At 60.3% G+C, this 17,989-nt stretch carries 14 protein-coding genes and 2 tRNA genes; 5 read left to right on the plus strand and 11 right to left on the minus strand.

The features are described from left to right. The coding region (locus tag DFO50_RS18290) for an RHS repeat-associated core domain-containing protein (RefSeq protein WP_199489897.1) at positions 1–1,070 on the plus strand (1,070 nt) is incomplete at its 5' end. Between the two features lie 52 nt (positions 1,071–1,122). Continuing rightward, positions 1,123–5,331, plus strand: a complete 4,209-nt coding sequence (locus DFO50_RS18295; RefSeq protein ID WP_112692982.1) for an RHS repeat domain-containing protein — start codon at positions 1,123–1,125, stop codon at positions 5,329–5,331. Here DFO50_RS18295 and DFO50_RS18305 read toward each other — a convergent pair. Further along, on the minus strand, positions 5,314–5,895 hold the full coding sequence (locus DFO50_RS18305) for an alpha/beta hydrolase (RefSeq protein WP_036386711.1): 582 nt from the start codon (positions 5,893–5,895) through the stop codon (positions 5,314–5,316). The two genes, DFO50_RS18295 and DFO50_RS18305, sit on opposite strands and share 18 nt — an antisense overlap. A gap of 225 nt (positions 5,896–6,120) precedes the next feature. Here DFO50_RS18305 and fumC point away from each other — a divergent pair, with 225 nt between their 5' ends. Then, the gene (gene fumC / locus DFO50_RS18310) at positions 6,121–7,503 is read left to right on the plus strand and encodes a class II fumarate hydratase (protein WP_028500215.1); all 1,383 of its coding nucleotides are present in this window, start codon (positions 6,121–6,123) and stop codon (positions 7,501–7,503) included. 58 nt (positions 7,504–7,561) lie between these two features. Here fumC and DFO50_RS18315 read toward each other — a convergent pair. Next, positions 7,562–7,638, minus strand: a tRNA-Pro gene (locus DFO50_RS18315). A gap of 52 nt (positions 7,639–7,690) precedes the next feature. Next, positions 7,691–7,767, minus strand: a tRNA-Pro gene (locus tag DFO50_RS18320). Positions 7,768–8,018: 251 nt separating this feature from the next. On the opposite strand from DFO50_RS18320, the gene DFO50_RS18325 reads away from it, so the two are divergent. Further along, on the plus strand, positions 8,019–9,017 hold the full coding sequence (locus DFO50_RS18325; protein WP_112692983.1) for a recombination-associated protein RdgC: 999 nt from the start codon (positions 8,019–8,021) through the stop codon (positions 9,015–9,017). A 71-nt stretch (positions 9,018–9,088) separates the two neighbouring features. Here the strand turns inward: DFO50_RS18325 and DFO50_RS18330 are convergent, their stop codons facing one another. From DFO50_RS18330 to DFO50_RS18350, 5 genes are all read right to left on the minus strand, one after another. Beyond that, entirely contained in the window at positions 9,089–9,823 is a 735-nt protein-coding gene (locus tag DFO50_RS18330; protein ID WP_112692984.1) for a proteasome-type protease, read from the minus strand. A gap of 71 nt (positions 9,824–9,894) precedes the next feature. Continuing rightward, a complete protein-coding gene (locus DFO50_RS18335; protein WP_028500212.1) occupies positions 9,895–10,695 on the minus strand; it encodes a transglutaminase family protein in 801 nt (266 codons plus the stop codon). A gap of 49 nt (positions 10,696–10,744) precedes the next feature. Further along, a complete protein-coding gene (locus DFO50_RS18340; RefSeq protein WP_028500211.1) occupies positions 10,745–11,686 on the minus strand; it encodes an alpha-E domain-containing protein in 942 nt (313 codons plus the stop codon). A 19-nt stretch (positions 11,687–11,705) separates the two neighbouring features. Then, positions 11,706–13,145 (minus strand): circularly permuted type 2 ATP-grasp protein, encoded by a 1,440-nt coding sequence (locus DFO50_RS18345; protein WP_028500210.1) that lies wholly within the window; start codon positions 13,143–13,145, stop codon positions 11,706–11,708. Positions 13,146–13,542: 397 nt separating this feature from the next. Further along, a complete protein-coding gene (locus DFO50_RS18350; protein ID WP_112692985.1) occupies positions 13,543–14,118 on the minus strand; it encodes a glycosyltransferase family 39 protein in 576 nt (191 codons plus the stop codon). 292 nt (positions 14,119–14,410) lie between these two features. Between DFO50_RS18350 and DFO50_RS18355 the strand changes: the two genes are divergently transcribed. Further along, positions 14,411–17,014 carry an EAL domain-containing protein gene (locus DFO50_RS18355; protein WP_107888643.1) on the plus strand — a complete coding sequence of 868 codons (2,604 nt, stop codon included), beginning with the start codon at positions 14,411–14,413 and terminating at the stop codon, positions 17,012–17,014. A gap of 58 nt (positions 17,015–17,072) precedes the next feature. On the opposite strand, the gene DFO50_RS18360 is transcribed toward DFO50_RS18355, so the two are convergent. From DFO50_RS18360 to DFO50_RS18370, 3 genes are read right to left on the minus strand one after another with little or no spacing between them, the layout of a single operon-like run. Further along, on the minus strand, positions 17,073–17,357 hold the full coding sequence (locus DFO50_RS18360; protein WP_036386709.1) for a cyd operon YbgE family protein: 285 nt from the start codon (positions 17,355–17,357) through the stop codon (positions 17,073–17,075). After that, positions 17,350–17,481, minus strand: coding sequence for a cytochrome bd-I oxidase subunit CydX (cydX, locus tag DFO50_RS18365; RefSeq protein WP_036386708.1), 132 nt, complete (start codon positions 17,479–17,481; stop codon positions 17,350–17,352). Before cydX ends, DFO50_RS18360 begins: the two co-directional genes overlap by 8 nt. A gap of 13 nt (positions 17,482–17,494) precedes the next feature. Then, positions 17,495–17,860: a NifB/NifX family molybdenum-iron cluster-binding protein gene (locus DFO50_RS18370; protein ID WP_028500207.1), complete on the minus strand. Its 366-nt coding sequence runs from the start codon at positions 17,858–17,860 to the stop codon at positions 17,495–17,497. Positions 17,861–17,989 lie beyond the last annotated feature (129 nt).

Raw genomic sequence — 17,989 nt, forward strand, 5'->3', positions numbered from 1 at the left:
CGGGCTACTGCGTGGACCGCAGCCGGCCGGCACGCGAGGCGCCGCCGCTGCCGTTTGCGCAGCAGTACCGGGATGCGACATTGAAGCCGGTGCTGGTCCGCAAAGCAGACAGTGATGAGCAAAGGCGGCGTTTTACACCCTGGTACGCCTGTGCACTGGACGAAAATGACACATACCCTGGTACCGCCCGGCCAACAGAAAACCTGCAGCGTTCATTCGACAGCGCCCACCGCCCCCAGATAGGCATGCACGGTGAACCGATTAACTGGGTCGGCATGAAAATGCAGCTGTACGATCTGGGTGACGGTGCACGCAGCTACGACCCGGGCATTCAACGCTTTCTGACACTCGACCCTTTCAGTCCTTTTTCCATCGGTGGCATGAATCCATACCTGTTCTGTTCCAGTGATCCCGTCAATCGCCTGGATACGACGGGCTATGTTTCCTACCAGGCAGGCTCTTACAGTTACTCGGCATCCACCGCCATCGCTGCGGGTGCCACCGGCTTGATAGCTGGAGTCTTTGCCATTCTGAGCATCCTGACCATGACAAGCATGCTTCTCATATTGGCAACACTGGTGGGTGGCATTATTCTGGTCGTAGCCGCGTCAATGCAGATCGCATCCGGCGTCATCATTGACGCTGACCCGGAATATGGGGGCCAGCTGGGTGATGCCTCGAATATTCTGTATGGCATTAGCGGTGCCATCCTGCTCATTCCTGCCGCAGGTTCAACCTGGAGCGGTTTGCTTAGAATAAAGAATTTTACATGGAGCATCACGCAACGCTGGCGCAACAATGCGAGCCATTCCGTCAAGACATTAACCGATGACATCCCGGGTTTATCGTTAACTTCACCACGCCCTCATCTGGTCCGATCCCTGTCCAGCTCCTATCCGGAGCTGGGAAACCTGTCTGTGTCGGCATGTCCAAAATTATATTCCAGCCTGCCAAGAACACCCTTTGCGCCAGTCAAAAACATTTCCGAAAATTCAATCTACCATTCGGCCAAATCATCGATTGCTGACTCGCTTTCAATGACATTGCATTCATTTATAAAATTACCCTGATCAATGATCAAAAAACGCCCTGCTTTTATTGGTGCACTCAGGGAGAAAATTCATGCTGTTTTATTCCAATATCTTCAGTTTGATGAACTGGAAGCAGGATGGGGTCAATCCAGCCTCTGGCATGTATATTCTGAATATCCCGCTGGCAGACATTTCCGCCAACCAGCTGCAAGGGCCGGATCTGGACCTGGCCCTGCGCTTCAATCAGTTCAATGCCAATGACTATGGTTTCGGAACGGGCTGGGAACTGAGCCTGGCAAGAATCGATGAGGATCCCGACCCGGACGATGCTTCTTCCCCGCTGCGCACGCTGGTATTGTCAGATGGAAGCCGATACCGGATGAACACGGAGGCGTCCGGCGCTGTCAGTCTGCAATACAAGAAAACCAATACTTTTACCTTCAAGCAGGAAACAGATGGCAGCTGCACGATAGTCCATATCGATGGTCGTATTGAAACGATTTCATCGGGGAGGACGACCTGTATTACCATCCCCAGCAAGAAGCATTTGTACATCAGCTGGAACAGCGATAACACCTTCACCATCAGTGATGATAGCGCAACCGTGCTGCTGTCCAGCAGCATGACGCAAACCGACAACGTCAGAGAGCATTTGGTCACATCACAGCGAGGCAAATTCGCTTTTACACTGCTGGGTCCCCAGCCCTATCAGTTGCGTGCCATCTCCATACCGGGCACAGGCAACCCGATCCTGTATGCATTCAGTTACATCAGACACAACACCAATTATTTTCTTATCAAAAACTGGAAATCACTTATTAATTATTTTCAGGAGCAGGCGATAGAGTACACGACCCTGCCCGCTCCCTCCGGGCTGCAAGCGGCCATATCGGCTGTGTCAGCCGTATTTATCACCCGAACTGCCTTTTCCGTCGCCCCCAAGAAAACTGTCGATATCCGGTACGAATATCCTCGCAGGAATTATCTGGGCTATCCCGATATTACAACCTGGGTAGACAACACGGACAATCTGGAAAATTTACCCGAGTCCTATTCATACAGAGTCATTGAAACGGTGGGAAACAAGGACACCCCGTCAAAGACGGTGACACACACCTACAACAAATTCTATCTGCTCTCAAAAATACTACCGCAAGAAAAATCCAGCGATCGCATCTGCTTTACCAGTTTTTCCTATCAATTAAAATATTCTGCAGGGATTGATGGCCAGTCTCCAAGTTTCATGCTTCCGGTACGAACTGACATCAAGTCGGTCACTGGAACAGGCAGCAACAAGGTGTACACGAATTTTTATACGACTTTAGAATATGATGATTATTCAAATTTGATAAATTTCAGAAACATGGATGGAATGAGAGAGTGGTATGTTTATTATCCGGCGGCAGGAGAGACGGCAGAGGATGGCACCGTACTCTGCCCCCCCGAGCAAAATGGATTCATTCGCTTTCTTAAATCAAAAACACGTTCATCCAAAACAGCGCCCGATGAGCTCCCCCAAAAAACATGGCAATACACCTATGCAAAATCCACGAACACCGACCTGATCCAGAGCAACAACGAACAATTCTTCTTTAAAGACAAAAATTCACCATCCAGCATAAGCCCATTAAAAAAAACAGCCTACACTTATGATGATCCAGGCCGCATGACAAAAGCAGTCAGTGAAACTGGCGGTATCGCAACACAGGGAGAAGCAGCCGCACCAGCCTATTTTGCAACAACGGTCACTTTCACCTATGCCGACAATTCGGCGGACAATACCGTTACCATAAAAAAAGAAACAACAGGCCATGATAATTCAGAAATAAAAAAAACAGAATCCATCACCCAGCGCTATATCACAGCAGATGTCATTTCTTCCACCGACAACAACAACAATATTACCGATTTTGAATATGATCAACTGGGAAGAATTACAAGAAGCACATACGCCAAAGGCTATCCCGGCTCCATGACGACAGATGTCGTGTTCGATGCACTTTCCAATAGCACCACCACGACAAGGTCATCCCTTCCTTACGCTGAAATAGAGATATTCGATGGCTCAGGCAATCTGATCAGTACCTCCTGGCTCGCCCCCTCCAGCCGTTCTTCCTCTCCGGAGGCACCCGGCATCAGCTATGAAATCATTCGCAATGAGTTCAATGACCTCAACCAGCTTTCGACAGAAACCCGTTTCGATTACCCAAATCCAGCAAGCACGGTGACGCCTGTCGCCCCATTGGTAACACTCATTACTTATTACAAATGGAATATTTATAATGAGCTTCTGTCAAAATACGATACAACCCTGTCAAAGGATGTCTATGAATACGACACAGTCCAGGGCAATGCAAACCAGAAAACCGTTACTACCATCTCGACACCTGGCGACAAAAAAACAATAGCATACTGGAATGACACCCATCAGGTTTCAAAGGAGGAAACTTACCCATCGAGCAAAGCGAGCACGCCCGACGTTACAGAGACGTTCTCTTATGATGATTTCATGAGACTGCGTTTGCATGCCCGAACGGAAAGAGAAGAAAAATATTTTCTGTACGATGCATTCGACAGAAAAATTTCCGAGACCGGCACATCGAGCGGCACAACCCTTTATGCCTATGCACCGCATAGCAGCGACACACTGATATCCAGAATATCCGTTGACTCTGTTGTTATCGGAGAATCAACATACGATGGGCTGGACAGGGTTACCACTTCGACAACATTGTCGGCAAAATCCGATTACGACTATTCAAAAACCAATATTTTTACATGCCCAAACCGCATTTCCATATCCGGCGGGCGTGCATGGGATTATGAATACAACTCGGCACTTGGTCAGGTCACAAAGCAAAAAATCCTGGATGAGTCTCGCATCACAATATCGGTTTTCTCATTCAGCTACGATGAAAAAACCGGTTTGCTGGTAGAGGATAAAGTCGTTCAAAATGAAGGAACGTTCACCAGAACACTGGCCTACAACCAGTTTAATAAACTGGTAAAGGAAACTGGAAGCTGGGGCTTTAGCGCATTGGGAAGATACTCGACAGAAATTCTTCCTACCGTTTGTGGGAAGCCAGAGCAGGTCCAGGTCTCTTTCAATAAAAACGCATCCATCATCAGAGCAGTATACAAATACGACGGCAACGGCAACGAAAAATTCGTTATCTTTTACCTTACGCATGGAGAATTGAACAATTCCATTATCTGGCTTTCCCATATCCATCGTTCAGCAGCGACGGGGAATATCACCGGCATCGACAATTATGCAAAGCATCTGTCCAGAAACAGTGTTTACAATGGCATCAGGAAAAATTTTCACTACGGAAATTATAATCTGGTTGTTTGCAACAATTACATTTTTTACAATCACAACATTCTGCAAACCGTCATGCAATACAACAGGCATTTGCAGCTCAGCGATGTCTCCTACACATTCAGCGCCACAAATACCCACAAGTGGTCCGAAACGTATGAGTACAACAGCCGTGGCTCCCTCTGGAAATGGAGGAGAGCAGGCAATGTCGTTTACCGTAACGAGTATGATCAAATACAAAATTATCAGCGTTTCGAGTACGATAGCCTGAACAATATTTATCGAATCAGAGGGGAATCAGGCAGAGAAGAAACGGAGTCCCTGTATACCTACAACACCGCCTTCCGGCTTGAAAAAATATTGACGACACAGTCTGGCTCCCTGACTCGCACCCAGGTTGACCTGGCCTACGACACGGAAGGCAACATCATCAGCAATACCTGCACCCGATTCAACACCACCACACAGAAGAAGTTTCTTTATGGCGCGGCAAACAATATTACGAAATTAACCACTACAGAGCAGGGAAAAACACAAACGCATTCTTATTTTTATAATGCGGCAGGGAAAAAAATATGGACCTCCATACAGGGTGCCGACACGCGGAAAAACATTGCCATCATCCACGCTGGTCATTGCCTGCAAATTGAGCAAGAAGAATTGGTTCTGCCTGCATCGCAACAGTCATTCCGCATTAACCATCAAGTCAATGGCGAAATTGCCTGCACCACCGAAGCACATGCAAACGGGCTTGTCGAAGTCAGGCCCTGTTTCAATGGTCCCTATCGAACGCCCATTGTGGAAGGGCATATCAAGGCGATTCTCCACGATCAGGTGTACAACTACAGAGTCGATACAGAATACAGCTGTTATGATTTCCGTATCCGTGGGCAGAATCCATACGGGATGACTTTCGATCTCGGATCCAGCTTCTATCACCCGAACGTTCTCCTGACACAACTACCGGATTTTTCCTGACCGGGCAGGGCCGGCGCCGCCCACCGTCCTCGCCAGCAGTTCGAGCAGCACCCGCCCCTGTGCCCAGTCACCCAGACCCGATGCCGCGTTGATATGCCCGGCCTTGCCAATTCGCACCAGGTCGGTGCGCCAGGCGCCAGCCAGCGCTTCCGCCCGGTCCAGCGGGCAATACGGGTCATCGTCGCTGGCTACCAGTATGGCGGGAAACGGCAATGCTGCCGCCGGGATCGGGGCAAATCCGGCCAGCGCCGCCGGCACGCCGCTGCGCTCGACATCGGCCGGCGCCACCAGCAGCGCACCGGCAATCGGCCGGCCTCCCCGGCGCACATGATGAGCAACGGTCACGCAACCCAGGCTGTGGGCGACCACCAGCGCCGGCTTGCGGCATGCGGCCAGGGCCGCATCCAGCCCGTCGAGCCAGCGCGGCAGCTCCGGCGTATCCCAGTTGCCATGGGCCACCCGCACGGCGTCAGGCCATGCCAGTTGCCAGCGGCTTTGCCAGTGTTCGGCCGAGGAATCCTGCCAGCCAGGTTGAATCACGATGTCGAAGTCGGCGATGCTCATAGCGCTTCCGTTGCAGTCTGTCGGCCCGGCTTCCCGGTCACATGGGGGGACTGTAATGGAGTCAGCATATAAGCAAAAGAAACCAATTACGATTTCCAAATTCTGTTTGTGCCCGATATGCATCGCGCCATGCGCCGCCCACCCGTATCGGCTGTGCCATACTGGCAGCGCCTTTCTTCATCGTCCGGCCCCTCCCCCACACAGTCAGTCAAAGGAGTCCTCCCCATGAGTGCTACCCGTTCCGAACACGACAGTTTCGGCCCCATCGACGTGCCGGCCGACCGCCTGTGGGGGGCACAGACCCAGCGTTCGCTGGAACACTTCGCCATTTCCACCGAACGGATGCCCGAGGGGCTGATCCGGGCGCTGGCACGGATCAAGCGCGCGGCGGCCGGGGTCAATACCACGCTGGGCCAGCTTGATTCGCACAAGGCAAAAGCCATCATGGATGCCGCCGACGATGTGATCCATGGCCGCCATCCGGGCGAGTTTCCGCTGTCGGTCTGGCAGACCGGCTCGGGCACGCAGAGCAACATGAACATGAACGAGGTGCTGGCCAACCTGGCCTCGGAAAAACTCGGCGGCACGCGCGGCGAGGCACGGCTGATCCATCCGAACGATGACGTCAACCACGGCCAGTCGTCGAATGACGTGTTCCCGACCGCCATGCACGTTGCCGCCGCCGAAGGCCTGCACGACCAGTTGCTGCCGGCGGTGCGTGCACTGCGCGACACACTGGCAGAAAAAGCGCGCACCTTCGCCCACATCATCAAGATCGGTCGCACGCATCTGCAGGATGCAACACCGCTGACGCTGGGCCAGGAGTTCTCCGGCTATGTCGCCCAGCTCGATCTGGCCATCGGCTATGTCGAAGCCGCGCTGCCGACGCTGTACCAGCTCGCCATCGGGGGCACGGCGGTCGGGACCGGCCTGAATGCGCACCCGGACTTTGCCGGACACATGGCGGCGGAACTGGCGCGCGACACCGGGCTGCCATTCGAGAGTGCGCCGAACAAGTTCGCCGCGCTGGCCGGGCACGAACCGCTGGTCCATGCCCATGGTGCACTGAAGACGCTGGCCGCCGCGCTGTTCAAGATCGCCAACGACATTCGCTGGCTGGCGAGCGGTCCGCGCTCAGGGCTCGGCGAGCTGTCCCTGCCGGAAAACGAACCGGGCAGTTCGATCATGCCGGGCAAGGTCAATCCGACCCAGGCCGAAGCGCTGACCATGGCCTGCGTGCGCGTACTCGGCAACGACACGACGGTGAACCTCGCCGGCGCCAGCGGCAACTTCGAGCTGAATGTGTACAAGCCGGTCATCATTGATGCGTTCATGCAGAGCGTGCGACTGCTGGCCGATGCCTCGCGTTCGTTCGATCACCACTGCGCGCGCGGCATCGTCGCCCGCGAAGAACGCATTGCCGAACTGATGTCGCGCTCACTGATGCTGGTCACCGCACTGGCGCCGCATATCGGCTACGACCGTGCCGCCGCCATCGCCAAGCATGCCCACCATCACGGGCTGACGCTGCGCGACGCGGCGATCGCCCTTGGCGCAACCAGCGCCGACGATTTCGATGCCTGGGTCCGGCCGGAAAACATGGTCTGACGGAAAAACAAAAAGCCGCACAGGCAGACTGTGCGGCGTTTTCATTGACTGCAAATTCTGGTCGGGGTGAGAGGATTCGAACCTCCGGCCTCTACGTCCCGAACGTAGCGCTCTACCAGGCTAAGCTACACCCCGAATGGTACCGGCTCGACCAGACGAAACGGGTTTTCGTCATGGTTGGAAAGACTGGTCGGGGTGAGAGGATTCGAACCTCCGGCCTCTACGTCCCGAACGTAGCGCTCTACCAGGCTAAGCTACACCCCGATCTTTCCCCGACGTTCGCGGCAAATAGCACCGCCAGTGGCGTCGAGAGGTCGCAATATTAAGCAGCCGGACCGGCAATGGCAAGCAGTTTTTAGCGCCGGCATGCGGCTTTGCGGCGCAAATCATCCAAAAACAGCGGCTTATGTGCCGGATCAGTTGCGGCGGCACGCGGCAGCCTGCAATCGGCCGTGCCCGGCCGGCGTCCAGCGCTTACAATCGCCGCCTTGCCATCAACTCAGGAGCGCTACGCGATGTGGTTCCGCCAGCTTGCCCTCTTCCGCCTCGACCCCAGACAGCTGCCCGATTTCGACAAGCTCGAAACCGCCCTGGCCCGGCATCCGTTCGCCACGTGCGGCGGGCTGGACTGGTACAGCGACGGTTTCGTCCCCGCCGCACCGCACAAGCCGGACCAGATGCTGGCCCGCGCCGGCGGTGCCGCGCTGGTGACGCTGAAGCGCGAGGACAAGGTGCTGCCGGCCGCCGTGGTGCGTGACTTCGTCGAACGCCGCGTGGCCGAGATCGAGGAAAAGGAACTGCGCCAGGTCGGTCGCAAGGAAAAGAAGGAACTGCGCGAGACGGTCGAGGACGATCTGCTGCCGCGCGCGTTCACCAAGAGCGGTCGCAGCCGCTGCTATATCGATCCGCAATCCGGCTGGCTGGTCGCCGATGCCGGCGGGACCAAGGCCGAGAACCTGGTCAGCGCCATCCGCGAACAACTGCCGCCGTTCCCGGCCCGCCTGCCGCGCACGGCGCTGTCGCCGGCCACGGCCATGACCATGTGGCTGGCCGAAGGCGCACCGGACGGTTTCGAGCTCGACAGCGACTGCGAACTGAAATCGCCCGGCGATGATGGCGCCACCATCCGCTGCGCGCGCCAGGATCTGACCGCGCAGGAAGTCCGCCAGCACGTCGATACCGGCAAGCAGGTCACCCGCCTCGGGCTGATCTGGCAGGAACGCATCCGCTTCGTGCTGACCGACAAGCTGGAACTGAAACGGGTCCAGTTCCTCGACGTGATCGAGGACGAGGCCAGCCAGGCCGGCGACGACGCCGAAGCGCTGTTCGACGCCACCCTGCTGCTGATGGTCGGCGAGCTGCGCGGCCTGATCGGCGAGCTGATCGAGGCGCTCGGCGGTGAACTGCCGGTCGATGGCGAATCGTCACCGGCGCCAGCACCGGCACGGCCGGCGCCGGTCGTCACGCCGGCAGCGGCCCCGGCCGGAGACGCGTCGGTACCGCCGTGGGAATGACGGTACAACAATGAAAAAACCGCCGCGAGCAGCCCTCGCGGCGGTTTTTTCATCCGGGCCAGGTGGCCGGCTCAGTCGAACCAGTCCGCATCCGGCAGGCCGCCAAACACCTGGCGCAGGCCTTCTCCCCAGCCCCGGCTCAACTGGTGGAAATACGGGTCGTCTTCGCCGATGCGATGGGGAACCGCCGGCGCGAACGAGTCGGTGCGGTAGATCAGCATGTCGATCGGCAGCCCGACCGACAGGTTGCTGCGCACGGTCGAATCGAACGAGATCAGCGTACATTTGGCGGCTTCTGCCAGCGGCGTGCGGTAGTGCAGCACCCGGTCGATGATCGGCTTGCCGTACTTGGCCTCGCCAATCTGGAAATAGGGCGTGTCCTCGCTGGCCTCGATGAAATTGCCCTGCGGGTAAACCTGAAACAGGCGCGTGACCTCACCCCGGATCTGCCCGCCGATCAGGAAACTGCCACCATAGTCGACGCCCTGGTCCAGCGTGGCATGCCCGGTACTGTCGCGCGCCATGACCTCCCGGATGGTGCTGCCCAGCAGGCTGGCCGCGTCATACATCGATGCCACGTTCATCAGGTTCGGCCCGTCATGGCCCAGCCGCTGGCGCAGCAGGCTGATCACGCTCTGGGTAGTCGCCAGATTGCCCGAGTTCAGCAGCACCAGCAGGCGCTCGCCGGGCGCCTCGAACACGGTCATCTTGCGGAAGGTGGAAATGTGGTCGATACCCGCATTGGTCCGCGAATCCGAGGCAAACAGCAGGCCGGCTTCCAGCCGCATGGCTACGCAATAAGTCATGGCGATCGTGTACAGGAAAATCGTTTGGAGGGCATCACTGTAGCCTGTCGGCTCCGGTCTGCCACGCGCTTTTACTGATCTGCTGCCGACGACACCACCCGGGCCGCGATATGCATGATTTCATCGCCGCCGCCGACCCGCATGCCGCGCACCGGGCAGGCATCGAGATAGTCGAGCCCGACCGCCAGCTTCACATGCCGGCCGGCAGCCAGGCACAGATTGCTGGCGTCGTAGCCCAGCCAGCCGCCGTCCATCCACAGCTCGGCCCAGGCATGGCTGGCGACATGCTCGATATCGGTGGCCAGATAGCCGCTGACGTAACGCGCCGGCACGCCGAGCCGGCGCGCGCAGGCAATCATCGCGTGGCTGTGGTCCTGGCACACGCCCAGCCGGCCGGCGAACGCTTCTGCCGCCGAAGTGGCCGCATGGGTCACGCCCGGCGTATACGGCATGTGCTCCGCCAGCGCCACCATCAGGTGCTCGAAGCCCCGGCGGCGATCGGCCATCACCGCACCGGCAAATCCGGCGGCGAAACCGGACAGCGCGGCATCGGCAAGGCTCAGCGGCGTATCGCGCAGGAACACCTCGGGCGGCAACCGGTTGTCGGTTTCGACATCCGCCTCGCGATCGTCGGTCTCCACCGTGCCGACCGCGCGCAGGTGGATGTCGACATGCGGCACGTCGAGCGTCAGCACATGCAGCGTATTGCCGTAGGCATCGGTCCCCGCTTTCGCCCGCGCCGGCAGCTCCAGCCGCCAGTCGAGTACGCGCACGCGCGCCGAGGAGCGCGGCGTCAGCCGCAGATACTGGATGCTGCGCCGGACCGGGTGGTCGTAGCGGTAAATCGTGTCGTGTTCGATGGCCAGCTTCATGACGGGCTCCCGGCAGAAAAGGAATCGGAGCGGCGTGCGCGGCCGCGCATCAGCCGGCTTCCAGATAGGCGGTCTGGATCGCTTCGCCGAGTTCGGCCGAACGCGCCAGGAAACCGGTCAGCCATTCGTGCAGTCCCTCGGCCAGGATCTCGTCAACCGCCCCGTACTCGAGGCTGATCGCCAGTTGCCCGGCCAGTTGCTTGGCAATGCGGCCGGCATCTTCCCCGCCCTGCCCGCCCCTGACCTCGGCCAGGTTGGACCAGATTTCGGCATAGCAGGCGCGCAGCGAACGCGGCACGTCCGGACGCAGGATCAGCAGTTCGGTCACCCGCCGTGCATCCAGGCTGTCGCGATAGGCAGCGTGATAGGCCTCGAACGCCGACAGCGAACGCAGCAGCGCACTCCAGGCGTAGAAGTCCGGTGCGCTGTCCTCGGCGGCTTCGGCCACCAGATGCGACTTCACGTCCAGCAGCCGCGCAGTATTGTCGGCTCGCTCGATAAAGATGCCGAGACGGATAAAGCAGAAGGCGTCATTGCGCTGCAGGGTGCCGTGCGTCGCGCCGCGGAACAGGTGCGAGCGCTCCTTCACCCAGTCGAAAAACGACGACACGTTCGGCACGCCGCGCGCGGGCAGCGTACGGCCTTCGAGCCAGGTGGCATTGATCGCCTCCCACATTTCCGCCGTGATCTGGCCACGCACCGCATGGGCGTTTTCGCGCGCGGCCTTGATGCAGCTGAGCACCGAGGACGGGTTGTCCAGATCCAGCGCCATGAAGTCGAACAGCCGTTCGACGTCCAGTTGAACCTGCTTGGCCTCGAAGGCCTGCAGCGAGCCGGTCACCACCAGCGGCGCATTCAGTTCGATGCCGCTGCCGCGCGATTGCGGCAGCAGCGACAGCGAGTGGGTGACATCAAGCATGCGCACCAGATTTTCGGCGCGCTCCAGGTATCGGCTCATCCAGTAGAGCTGGGCAGCAGTGCGCGAGAGCATGGGATCGGTTCCGTAGTCTTTAGAGGGAGGGGCCGGATTCCAGCACCCAGGTGTCCTTGGTGCCGCCGCCCTGTGACGAGTTCACCACCAGCGAACCGGCCTTCAGCGCGACCCGGGTCAGCCCGCCGGCCACCATCGAAATCTCGCGGCCGGTCAGCACGAACGGTCGCAGGTCGATATGGCGTGGCGCGATGCCGCTGTCGACAAAGGTCGGGCAACTCGACAGGCACAGCGTCGGCTGGGCAATGTAATTGGCCGGTGCGGCTTCTATCCGGCGGCGGAAATCGTCGATTTCCTGCCGGGAGGCCGCCGGGCCGACCAGCATGCCGTAGCCGCCGGCACCATGGACTTCCTTCACCACCAGCTCGGGCAGGTGGGCCAGCACGTGTGACAGGTCTTCTGCACGCCGGCACTGCCAGGTCGGCACGTTGTACAGAATCGGCTCCTCGCCAAGGTAGAAGCGGATCATGTCCGGCACGAACGGATAGATCGACTTGTCGTCGGCCACCCCGGTGCCGATCGCATTGGCCAGGATCACCGTGCCCTGACGATAGGCGGACAGCAGTCCCGGCACGCCAAGCATCGAGTCACTGCGGAAGGCCAGCGGGTCGAGAAAGGCGTCGTCGATGCGACGGTAGATCACGTCGACCCGCTGCGGCCCCGCCGTGGTGCGCATGAACACGCCGTCGTCGTTGACGAACAGGTCCTGGCCCTCGACCAGCTCAACCCCCATCTGCTGGGCCAGGAACGCATGCTCGAAGTAGGCCGAGTTGTACGGCCCCGGCGTCAGCACCACCACCGTCGGCGCCTCGACCTGGCTTGCATGGCGCAGCGTGTTCAGCAGCAGGGTCGGATAGTGCTCGACCGGGGCGACCGGATAGCGGGCGAACAGCTCCGGGAACAGCCGCATCATCATCTTGCGGTTTTCCAGCATGTAGCTGACGCCGGACGGCACGCGCAGATTGTCTTCCAGCACGTAGTAGCCACCGTCGGCGTGACGGATCAGGTCCACCCCGGCGATATGGGTATAGATGTCGTGCGGCAGGTCCAGCCCCTGCATCGCCGGCTGGTACTGGGCATTGGCAAACACCTGCTCGGCCGGAATCAGCCCGGCGCGAACGATGTCATGGTCGTGATAGATGTCGTACAGAAAGCGGTTCAGCGCACTGACCCGCTGGCGCAGGCCGGCTTCCAGCATCCGCCACTCGTCGGCCGGCACGATACGCGGCACGGTGTCGAACGGGATCAGCCGCTCGGCGCCGGCTTCGTCGCCGTAAACGGCAAAGGTGATCCCGGCCTTGTGGAACAACAGATCGGCTTCGGCATGCTTGTCCGCCAGCCACTGCGGCGTATGCGCATGCAGCCAGTCGGCAAACGGCTGGTAGTGCGGGCGCACGGCGCCCGAGGCAAGCAGCATTTCGTCGTAATGCGCCGGTGCCGGCAAGGTAAGCGCGTGCATGGCTGCTCCCGTGTCTGATTCGCCGCAGGGGTGCGGCGTACGCTCCACGCAGACGCAAATGCCGTGCCAGCACGGCGGTTACGCACGGGAAGACGCTGTCAGATCATCATAGATGGCAGCCGGGCCTGACCTGCGCGCGGCGCCTGCAGTCAGTGCGCGGCGCGCTCGAACAGGGTCAGGTGTTCCGACGTGTCACCCTCCTGACTGCCTCGCCAGAACAGCGCCCAGCCCGATGGTAGCGGCATCGGCGCGCCCCGGGTTTCGGCCAGCAGCTAGCGGCAGTACTACCAGTCTGGCAGCAATCGGTTCAGATAGCGCCGTGTCCGGCAAGCGGGCAGCAGCACCGGCAGCAGCACGCTGCTCAGGGCAAAGATCGCCGGAATGAACAGCCCCTTGCTCATCGCGGCCATGCCGACCCCCAGCCCCAGCCAGACCGCATCACGCCGGCGCACAGCGCAACGTCGGTAAACAGGTCGTGCACGTGCTTGATCATGCCGACCGAGCCAAGGTACAGCGCCAGCGTCATCAGCACCCGCCGGTCAGTCAGTCGTGCGGCGGCAAACGAGGCCCGGGCAAACAGCACGACAAAGACCGCTGCCAGCCCGGTGTAAAAGGCACTGGCCAGCCGCGCAGCGTCATGCAGCGGCAGGACAGGCTGAAGCCAGTGGGCAAACAGCGTTGCCGTCCAGTAATACAGTGGCGGTTTTTCCAGAAACGGCTGGCCGGCATTGGTTGGCACCAGCAATTGCCCGCTTTCGACCATATGCTGAATGATGCCGAAGCTGTAGGCCTCGTCCTGTTTCCAGGGGGTATGGCCAAGCGTGCCGGGCAACAGGCAGACCAGCAGGGCGCACAGCAGCCCGATGGCCAGCGGCCAGGACAGCGTGAGCCAGCCGCCCGTCCGCCATGTGTCGCGGACGGGGGAAGGGATGGCGGCAATGGGGGAGCGGAAAACAGTCGGGCTCGAGCTCATGGCTGGGCAGGTCGCAAACAACAGTATTCGTGTCATTTTGCCCGACAGCAATTAGTGCTCAATGAGCGCTTTCATGCTGGCCGGCCCGGTTTTTTCCGCCAGGCGGAATTCGGCTGAAATAACAAATATCGCTAAATACCCAGATAGCAAATGTCGATATGATGTGCATGGGCAGAGACGCACCGGCCCGGACAGCAGGCCCGATCGCGAAGGAACGCCCTCCCCTTCGACACGGGGCCTGTCGCGCAGGCCGAAATAACGAACAGACAAGCTCGGTCCCGGAGACGCAAACGTGTTCACCCCCTTAGTCAAACTGGCAGGCAAGCTCAGGCGCGGCGCCCTGGCCTCGGCCGAACTGCAGGCGCTGGCGCAGGCCATCGATGCCGTGGTCAGCATTGACAGCCGAAACCGGATCACCTTCTTCAACGCGGCGGCTGAAAAGCTTTGGGGTTACCGTCGCGACGAGGTGCTGGGCCGGAACGTCAGTCTGCTGGTACCGTCCGACATCCGCCCGGTCCACGATTCGCTGATCAACCGCAACCGGGATACCGGTGTCGACCGCATTGTCGGCACCCGGCGCGAAATCCGCATCGAACGCAAGGACGGCTCCACGTTCTGGGGCAGCATGTCGCTGTCCAAGGTCCGGCTCGGCAAGAAAATCACCTATACCGCTTTCATCCGCGACGTCAGTGCCGACGTGCAACTGCGCGAAGAACGTCACCTGCTGTCCCTGGTTGCCCATGAAACCGACAACGCGGTCATCATCTGCGACGGGAACATGCAGATCCAGTTCGTGAACCGTGGTTTCACCACGCTGTTCGGCTACCAGCTGGAAGAAGTGCGCGGCAAGCGGCCGGCCCATCTGCTCGCCGGCCCGGAAACCGACCGGGAAACGCTGGAACGGGTCAGTCAGGCTGCCCTGCGCCCGGAGAGCATCTATGAAGAACTGCTGCTGTACGGCAAGCAGGGCGATGCCACCTGGGTCTCGACCGTGGTCAATCCGACCATCGGCAAGGATGGCCGTCTGCAGCATTCGATCTCGGTACTGACCAATATTTCGGAAACCAAGCAACTGCAGCTGCTGCAGGACAGCATCCTGGAAGCCGTGGCCTGCGGGCTGCCGGTCAGCGAAGTGGCCGAGCGCATCTGCCTGCAGGTCGAGCGCATTGCACCGGACGTGATCGCCTCGGTGGTACGCATCGACAAGGAAGGCTGTATCCGCCCGCTGGCCGCACCCAGCCTGCCGGACAGCTATATACAACTGCTCGACGGTCTGCCGATCGGCCCGAATGTCGGCTCCTGCGGCACGGCCGCCTTTCGTGGCACCCCGGTCATCGTGTCGCAGATCGACACCGATCCGCTGTGGGCCGATTACAAGCACCTGGCCCTGCCGCTGGGGCTGCAGGCATGCTGGTCGATTCCGATCAAGGCGCGCGACGGACGGGTGGTCGGCACCTTCGCCCTGTACTACCGCAAGCAGGCGCGGCCTTCGCAGTTCCAGCATCGCATCATCGATGCCTGCGTCTACCTGTACGCGCTGGCGCTGGAGCGCGAGGAAGCCAATGCACGCATCCTGACCCTGGCGCTGTACGACGAACTGACCGGCCTGCCGAACCGCTGGTTCCTGCGCGAGAAACTGGATCAGGCCATTGCCCGGACCCGTGAACGCGGCTCGCAGATGGCGTTCCTGTTTCTCGATCTGGACCGCTTCAAGCACATCAACGACTCGCTGGGCCACCCGATCGGCGATCGCCTGCTGCAGGTCGTCGCCCAGCGGCTGAAACAGCACGCGCAACAGGACTGGATCCTCGGCCGCTTCGGCGGTGACGAGTTCGTGCTGGTCCTGCCCGACTGCGGCGCCGAACGGGCCGGCAGCGAGGTTGAGCGCCTGCTGGCCTGCATGGTCGAACCGGTCCGTATCGACGACCATACCATCACGACGTCGGTCAGCATCGGCATCAGCCTGTTTCCGCATGATGGCGACGATATCGACACCCTGTTCAAGCATGCCGACATGGCCATGTACCAGGCCAAATCGGCCGGACGCGGCACCTTCCGCTTCTTCAGTCATGACCTGAACCGCCGTGCCCAGGACCGGCTGACGCTGGAAACCGCACTGCGCGTGGCCATCAGCACCCGCCAGCTGACCCTGCACTACCAGCCCCAGGTCCGGCTCGGCGATGGCTCGCTGTACGGGGTGGAAGCGCTGGCGCGCTGGCAGCATCCGGCCCACGGGACCATTTCGCCGGCGCAATTCGTGCCGCTGGCAGAGGAATGCGGGCTCGGCGACGCACTGGGCGAATGGGCGCTGGACGAGGCCTGCAGCCAGTTGTCGCACTGGCGTCGCCTGCGTCTGCCCGTGCCGTCGGTCTCGGTCAATCTGTCGCCACGGCACTTCCGCAGCATCAAGCTGGTCGAGCTGGTCAGCGACACCCTGCGCCGCCACGGACTGTCGGCCTGCGACCTGCGGCTGGAACTGACCGAAGGGGCCATGCTGGATACCCGCTCGGAAACCCGGGCCACCCTGGCCGCCATCCGTGCGCTGGGCATCCAGCTGGCCATGGATGATTTCGGGACCGGCTATTCCAGTCTCAGCCAGCTCGGTCAGCTGGCCATCGACGAGCTGAAGATCGACCGGGGCTTTATTCACCAGCTGGAAGAAAGCGCGCGCGCCCGCACGCTGGCATCCGGCGTGATCCGCATCGGCACCGGTCTGAACCTGACCCTGGTCGCCGAAGGGGTGGAAACCGAGTACCAGCGCCGCTTTCTCGAAGAACACGGCTGCCAGATCGTGCAGGGCTACCTGCTGGCCCGCCCGCTGCCGCCGGAACAGCTGGAAGCGTGGATCAGCGAACGGGAAGCCCTGACAGCGGCCCGTCAGCCATCGGCGGCGTAGCGGGCAAAAAAAGCCCGGCCAGATGGAATCATGGCCGGGCCAACCTCGGAGCAGTCCGCTACAGCAGACGCCATACTGCCAACAGCAGCGCCGTGATCGACGCCGTCGTGCCCAGCAGCCAGCGCGGCAGTCTCGCCTGGGGGACGAAACCGACGCCGCGCACAAACCCCGCGCTCATCGACCAGAACACCAGCAGCGCGGCCACATGGTCGGCGCGGCCGTCGTGATCGGCCAGCAGGGCGGGACAAGCCACCGTCACCAGCATGATCGACACGGCCAGCAGCAACAGCGGCAGCTGCATGCCGGGTTCCGGCGCCGACGGCGCATCGGCATGTTCAGTCATCGTCACTTGCCGAAGCCGGGGCCAGCGACGCCTGGCGTGCGTCCTCGTACTCCCCCCACATCGCATTGAGAATGGCGAGCAGCACGGCAAAACCGATGCCAAGTGTCCAGGCGAAATACCACATGACGAATTCTCCTTCAGAAGTGGCAGTGGCTACCGCCACCGCCGATGGATTCGGGATGGCCTGCCGCCCGGCCCTGCGGGTCGGCAAGCCACTCGGCCAGCGCACTGGCAGGCAGCGACTGCGCACTGATCACGGTCCGGATGCCGTGGCGGGCCAGGCCCTGCACCAGCCCGGCCCCCACTCCGGCCGTGATCAGCACCTCGATGCCCGCGAGCGGATGCGATGACCAGTCCCCGCCCTGCATGCTCTCGCGCAGGGTCTGGCTGATATCCAGTTCCACCGACCGGAAGCGCTCTCCGTCAGTGAGCAGAAAGTGACGGCAGCGGCCGGCATGGGCGCTGAGCGTCCGGCGGTTCTGGCAGGTCAGGGCAATGTGCATTCCGCCTCCTCAGTAGGCACTGTGATCGTGCTCGCGCACATAGGCGGCGGTGACCTTGCCGCGCATCACGCTGTAGGCCCAGCGCGTATAGACGATGATGGTCGGCATGAAGATCAGCGTCGCCACCAG

The organism is Microvirgula sp. AG722 (assembly GCF_003269145.1).
GTDB classification, from domain to species: domain Bacteria; phylum Pseudomonadota; class Gammaproteobacteria; order Burkholderiales; family Aquaspirillaceae; genus Microvirgula; species Microvirgula aerodenitrificans.

Bases quoted from the DNA above. Each gene is read 5' to 3' on its own strand.
- DFO50_RS18350 (WP_112692985.1), bottom strand. From the start codon at position 14,118: ATGAGCTCGAGCCCGACTGTTTTCCGCTCCCCCATTGCCGCCATCCCT.
- DFO50_RS18340 (WP_028500211.1), bottom strand. From the start codon at position 11,686: ATGCTCTCGCGCACTGCTGCCCAGCTCTACTGGATGAGCCGATACCTG.
- DFO50_RS18305 (WP_036386711.1), bottom strand. From the start codon at position 5,895: ATGAGCATCGCCGACTTCGACATCGTGATTCAACCTGGCTGGCAGGAT.
- DFO50_RS18345 (WP_028500210.1), bottom strand. From the start codon at position 13,145: ATGCACGCGCTTACCTTGCCGGCACCGGCGCATTACGACGAAATGCTG.
- DFO50_RS18330 (WP_112692984.1), bottom strand. From the start codon at position 9,823: ATGACTTATTGCGTAGCCATGCGGCTGGAAGCCGGCCTGCTGTTTGCC.
- DFO50_RS18295 (WP_112692982.1), top strand. From the start codon at position 1,123: ATGCTGTTTTATTCCAATATCTTCAGTTTGATGAACTGGAAGCAGGAT.
- fumC (WP_028500215.1), top strand. From the start codon at position 6,121: ATGAGTGCTACCCGTTCCGAACACGACAGTTTCGGCCCCATCGACGTG.
- DFO50_RS18360 (WP_036386709.1), bottom strand. From the start codon at position 17,357: ATGACTGAACATGCCGATGCGCCGTCGGCGCCGGAACCCGGCATGCAG.
- DFO50_RS18335 (WP_028500212.1), bottom strand. From the start codon at position 10,695: ATGAAGCTGGCCATCGAACACGACACGATTTACCGCTACGACCACCCG.
- DFO50_RS18325 (WP_112692983.1), top strand. From the start codon at position 8,019: ATGTGGTTCCGCCAGCTTGCCCTCTTCCGCCTCGACCCCAGACAGCTG.
- DFO50_RS18370 (WP_028500207.1), bottom strand. From the start codon at position 17,860: ATGCACATTGCCCTGACCTGCCAGAACCGCCGGACGCTCAGCGCCCAT.
- cydX (WP_036386708.1), bottom strand. From the start codon at position 17,481: ATGTGGTATTTCGCCTGGACACTTGGCATCGGTTTTGCCGTGCTGCTC.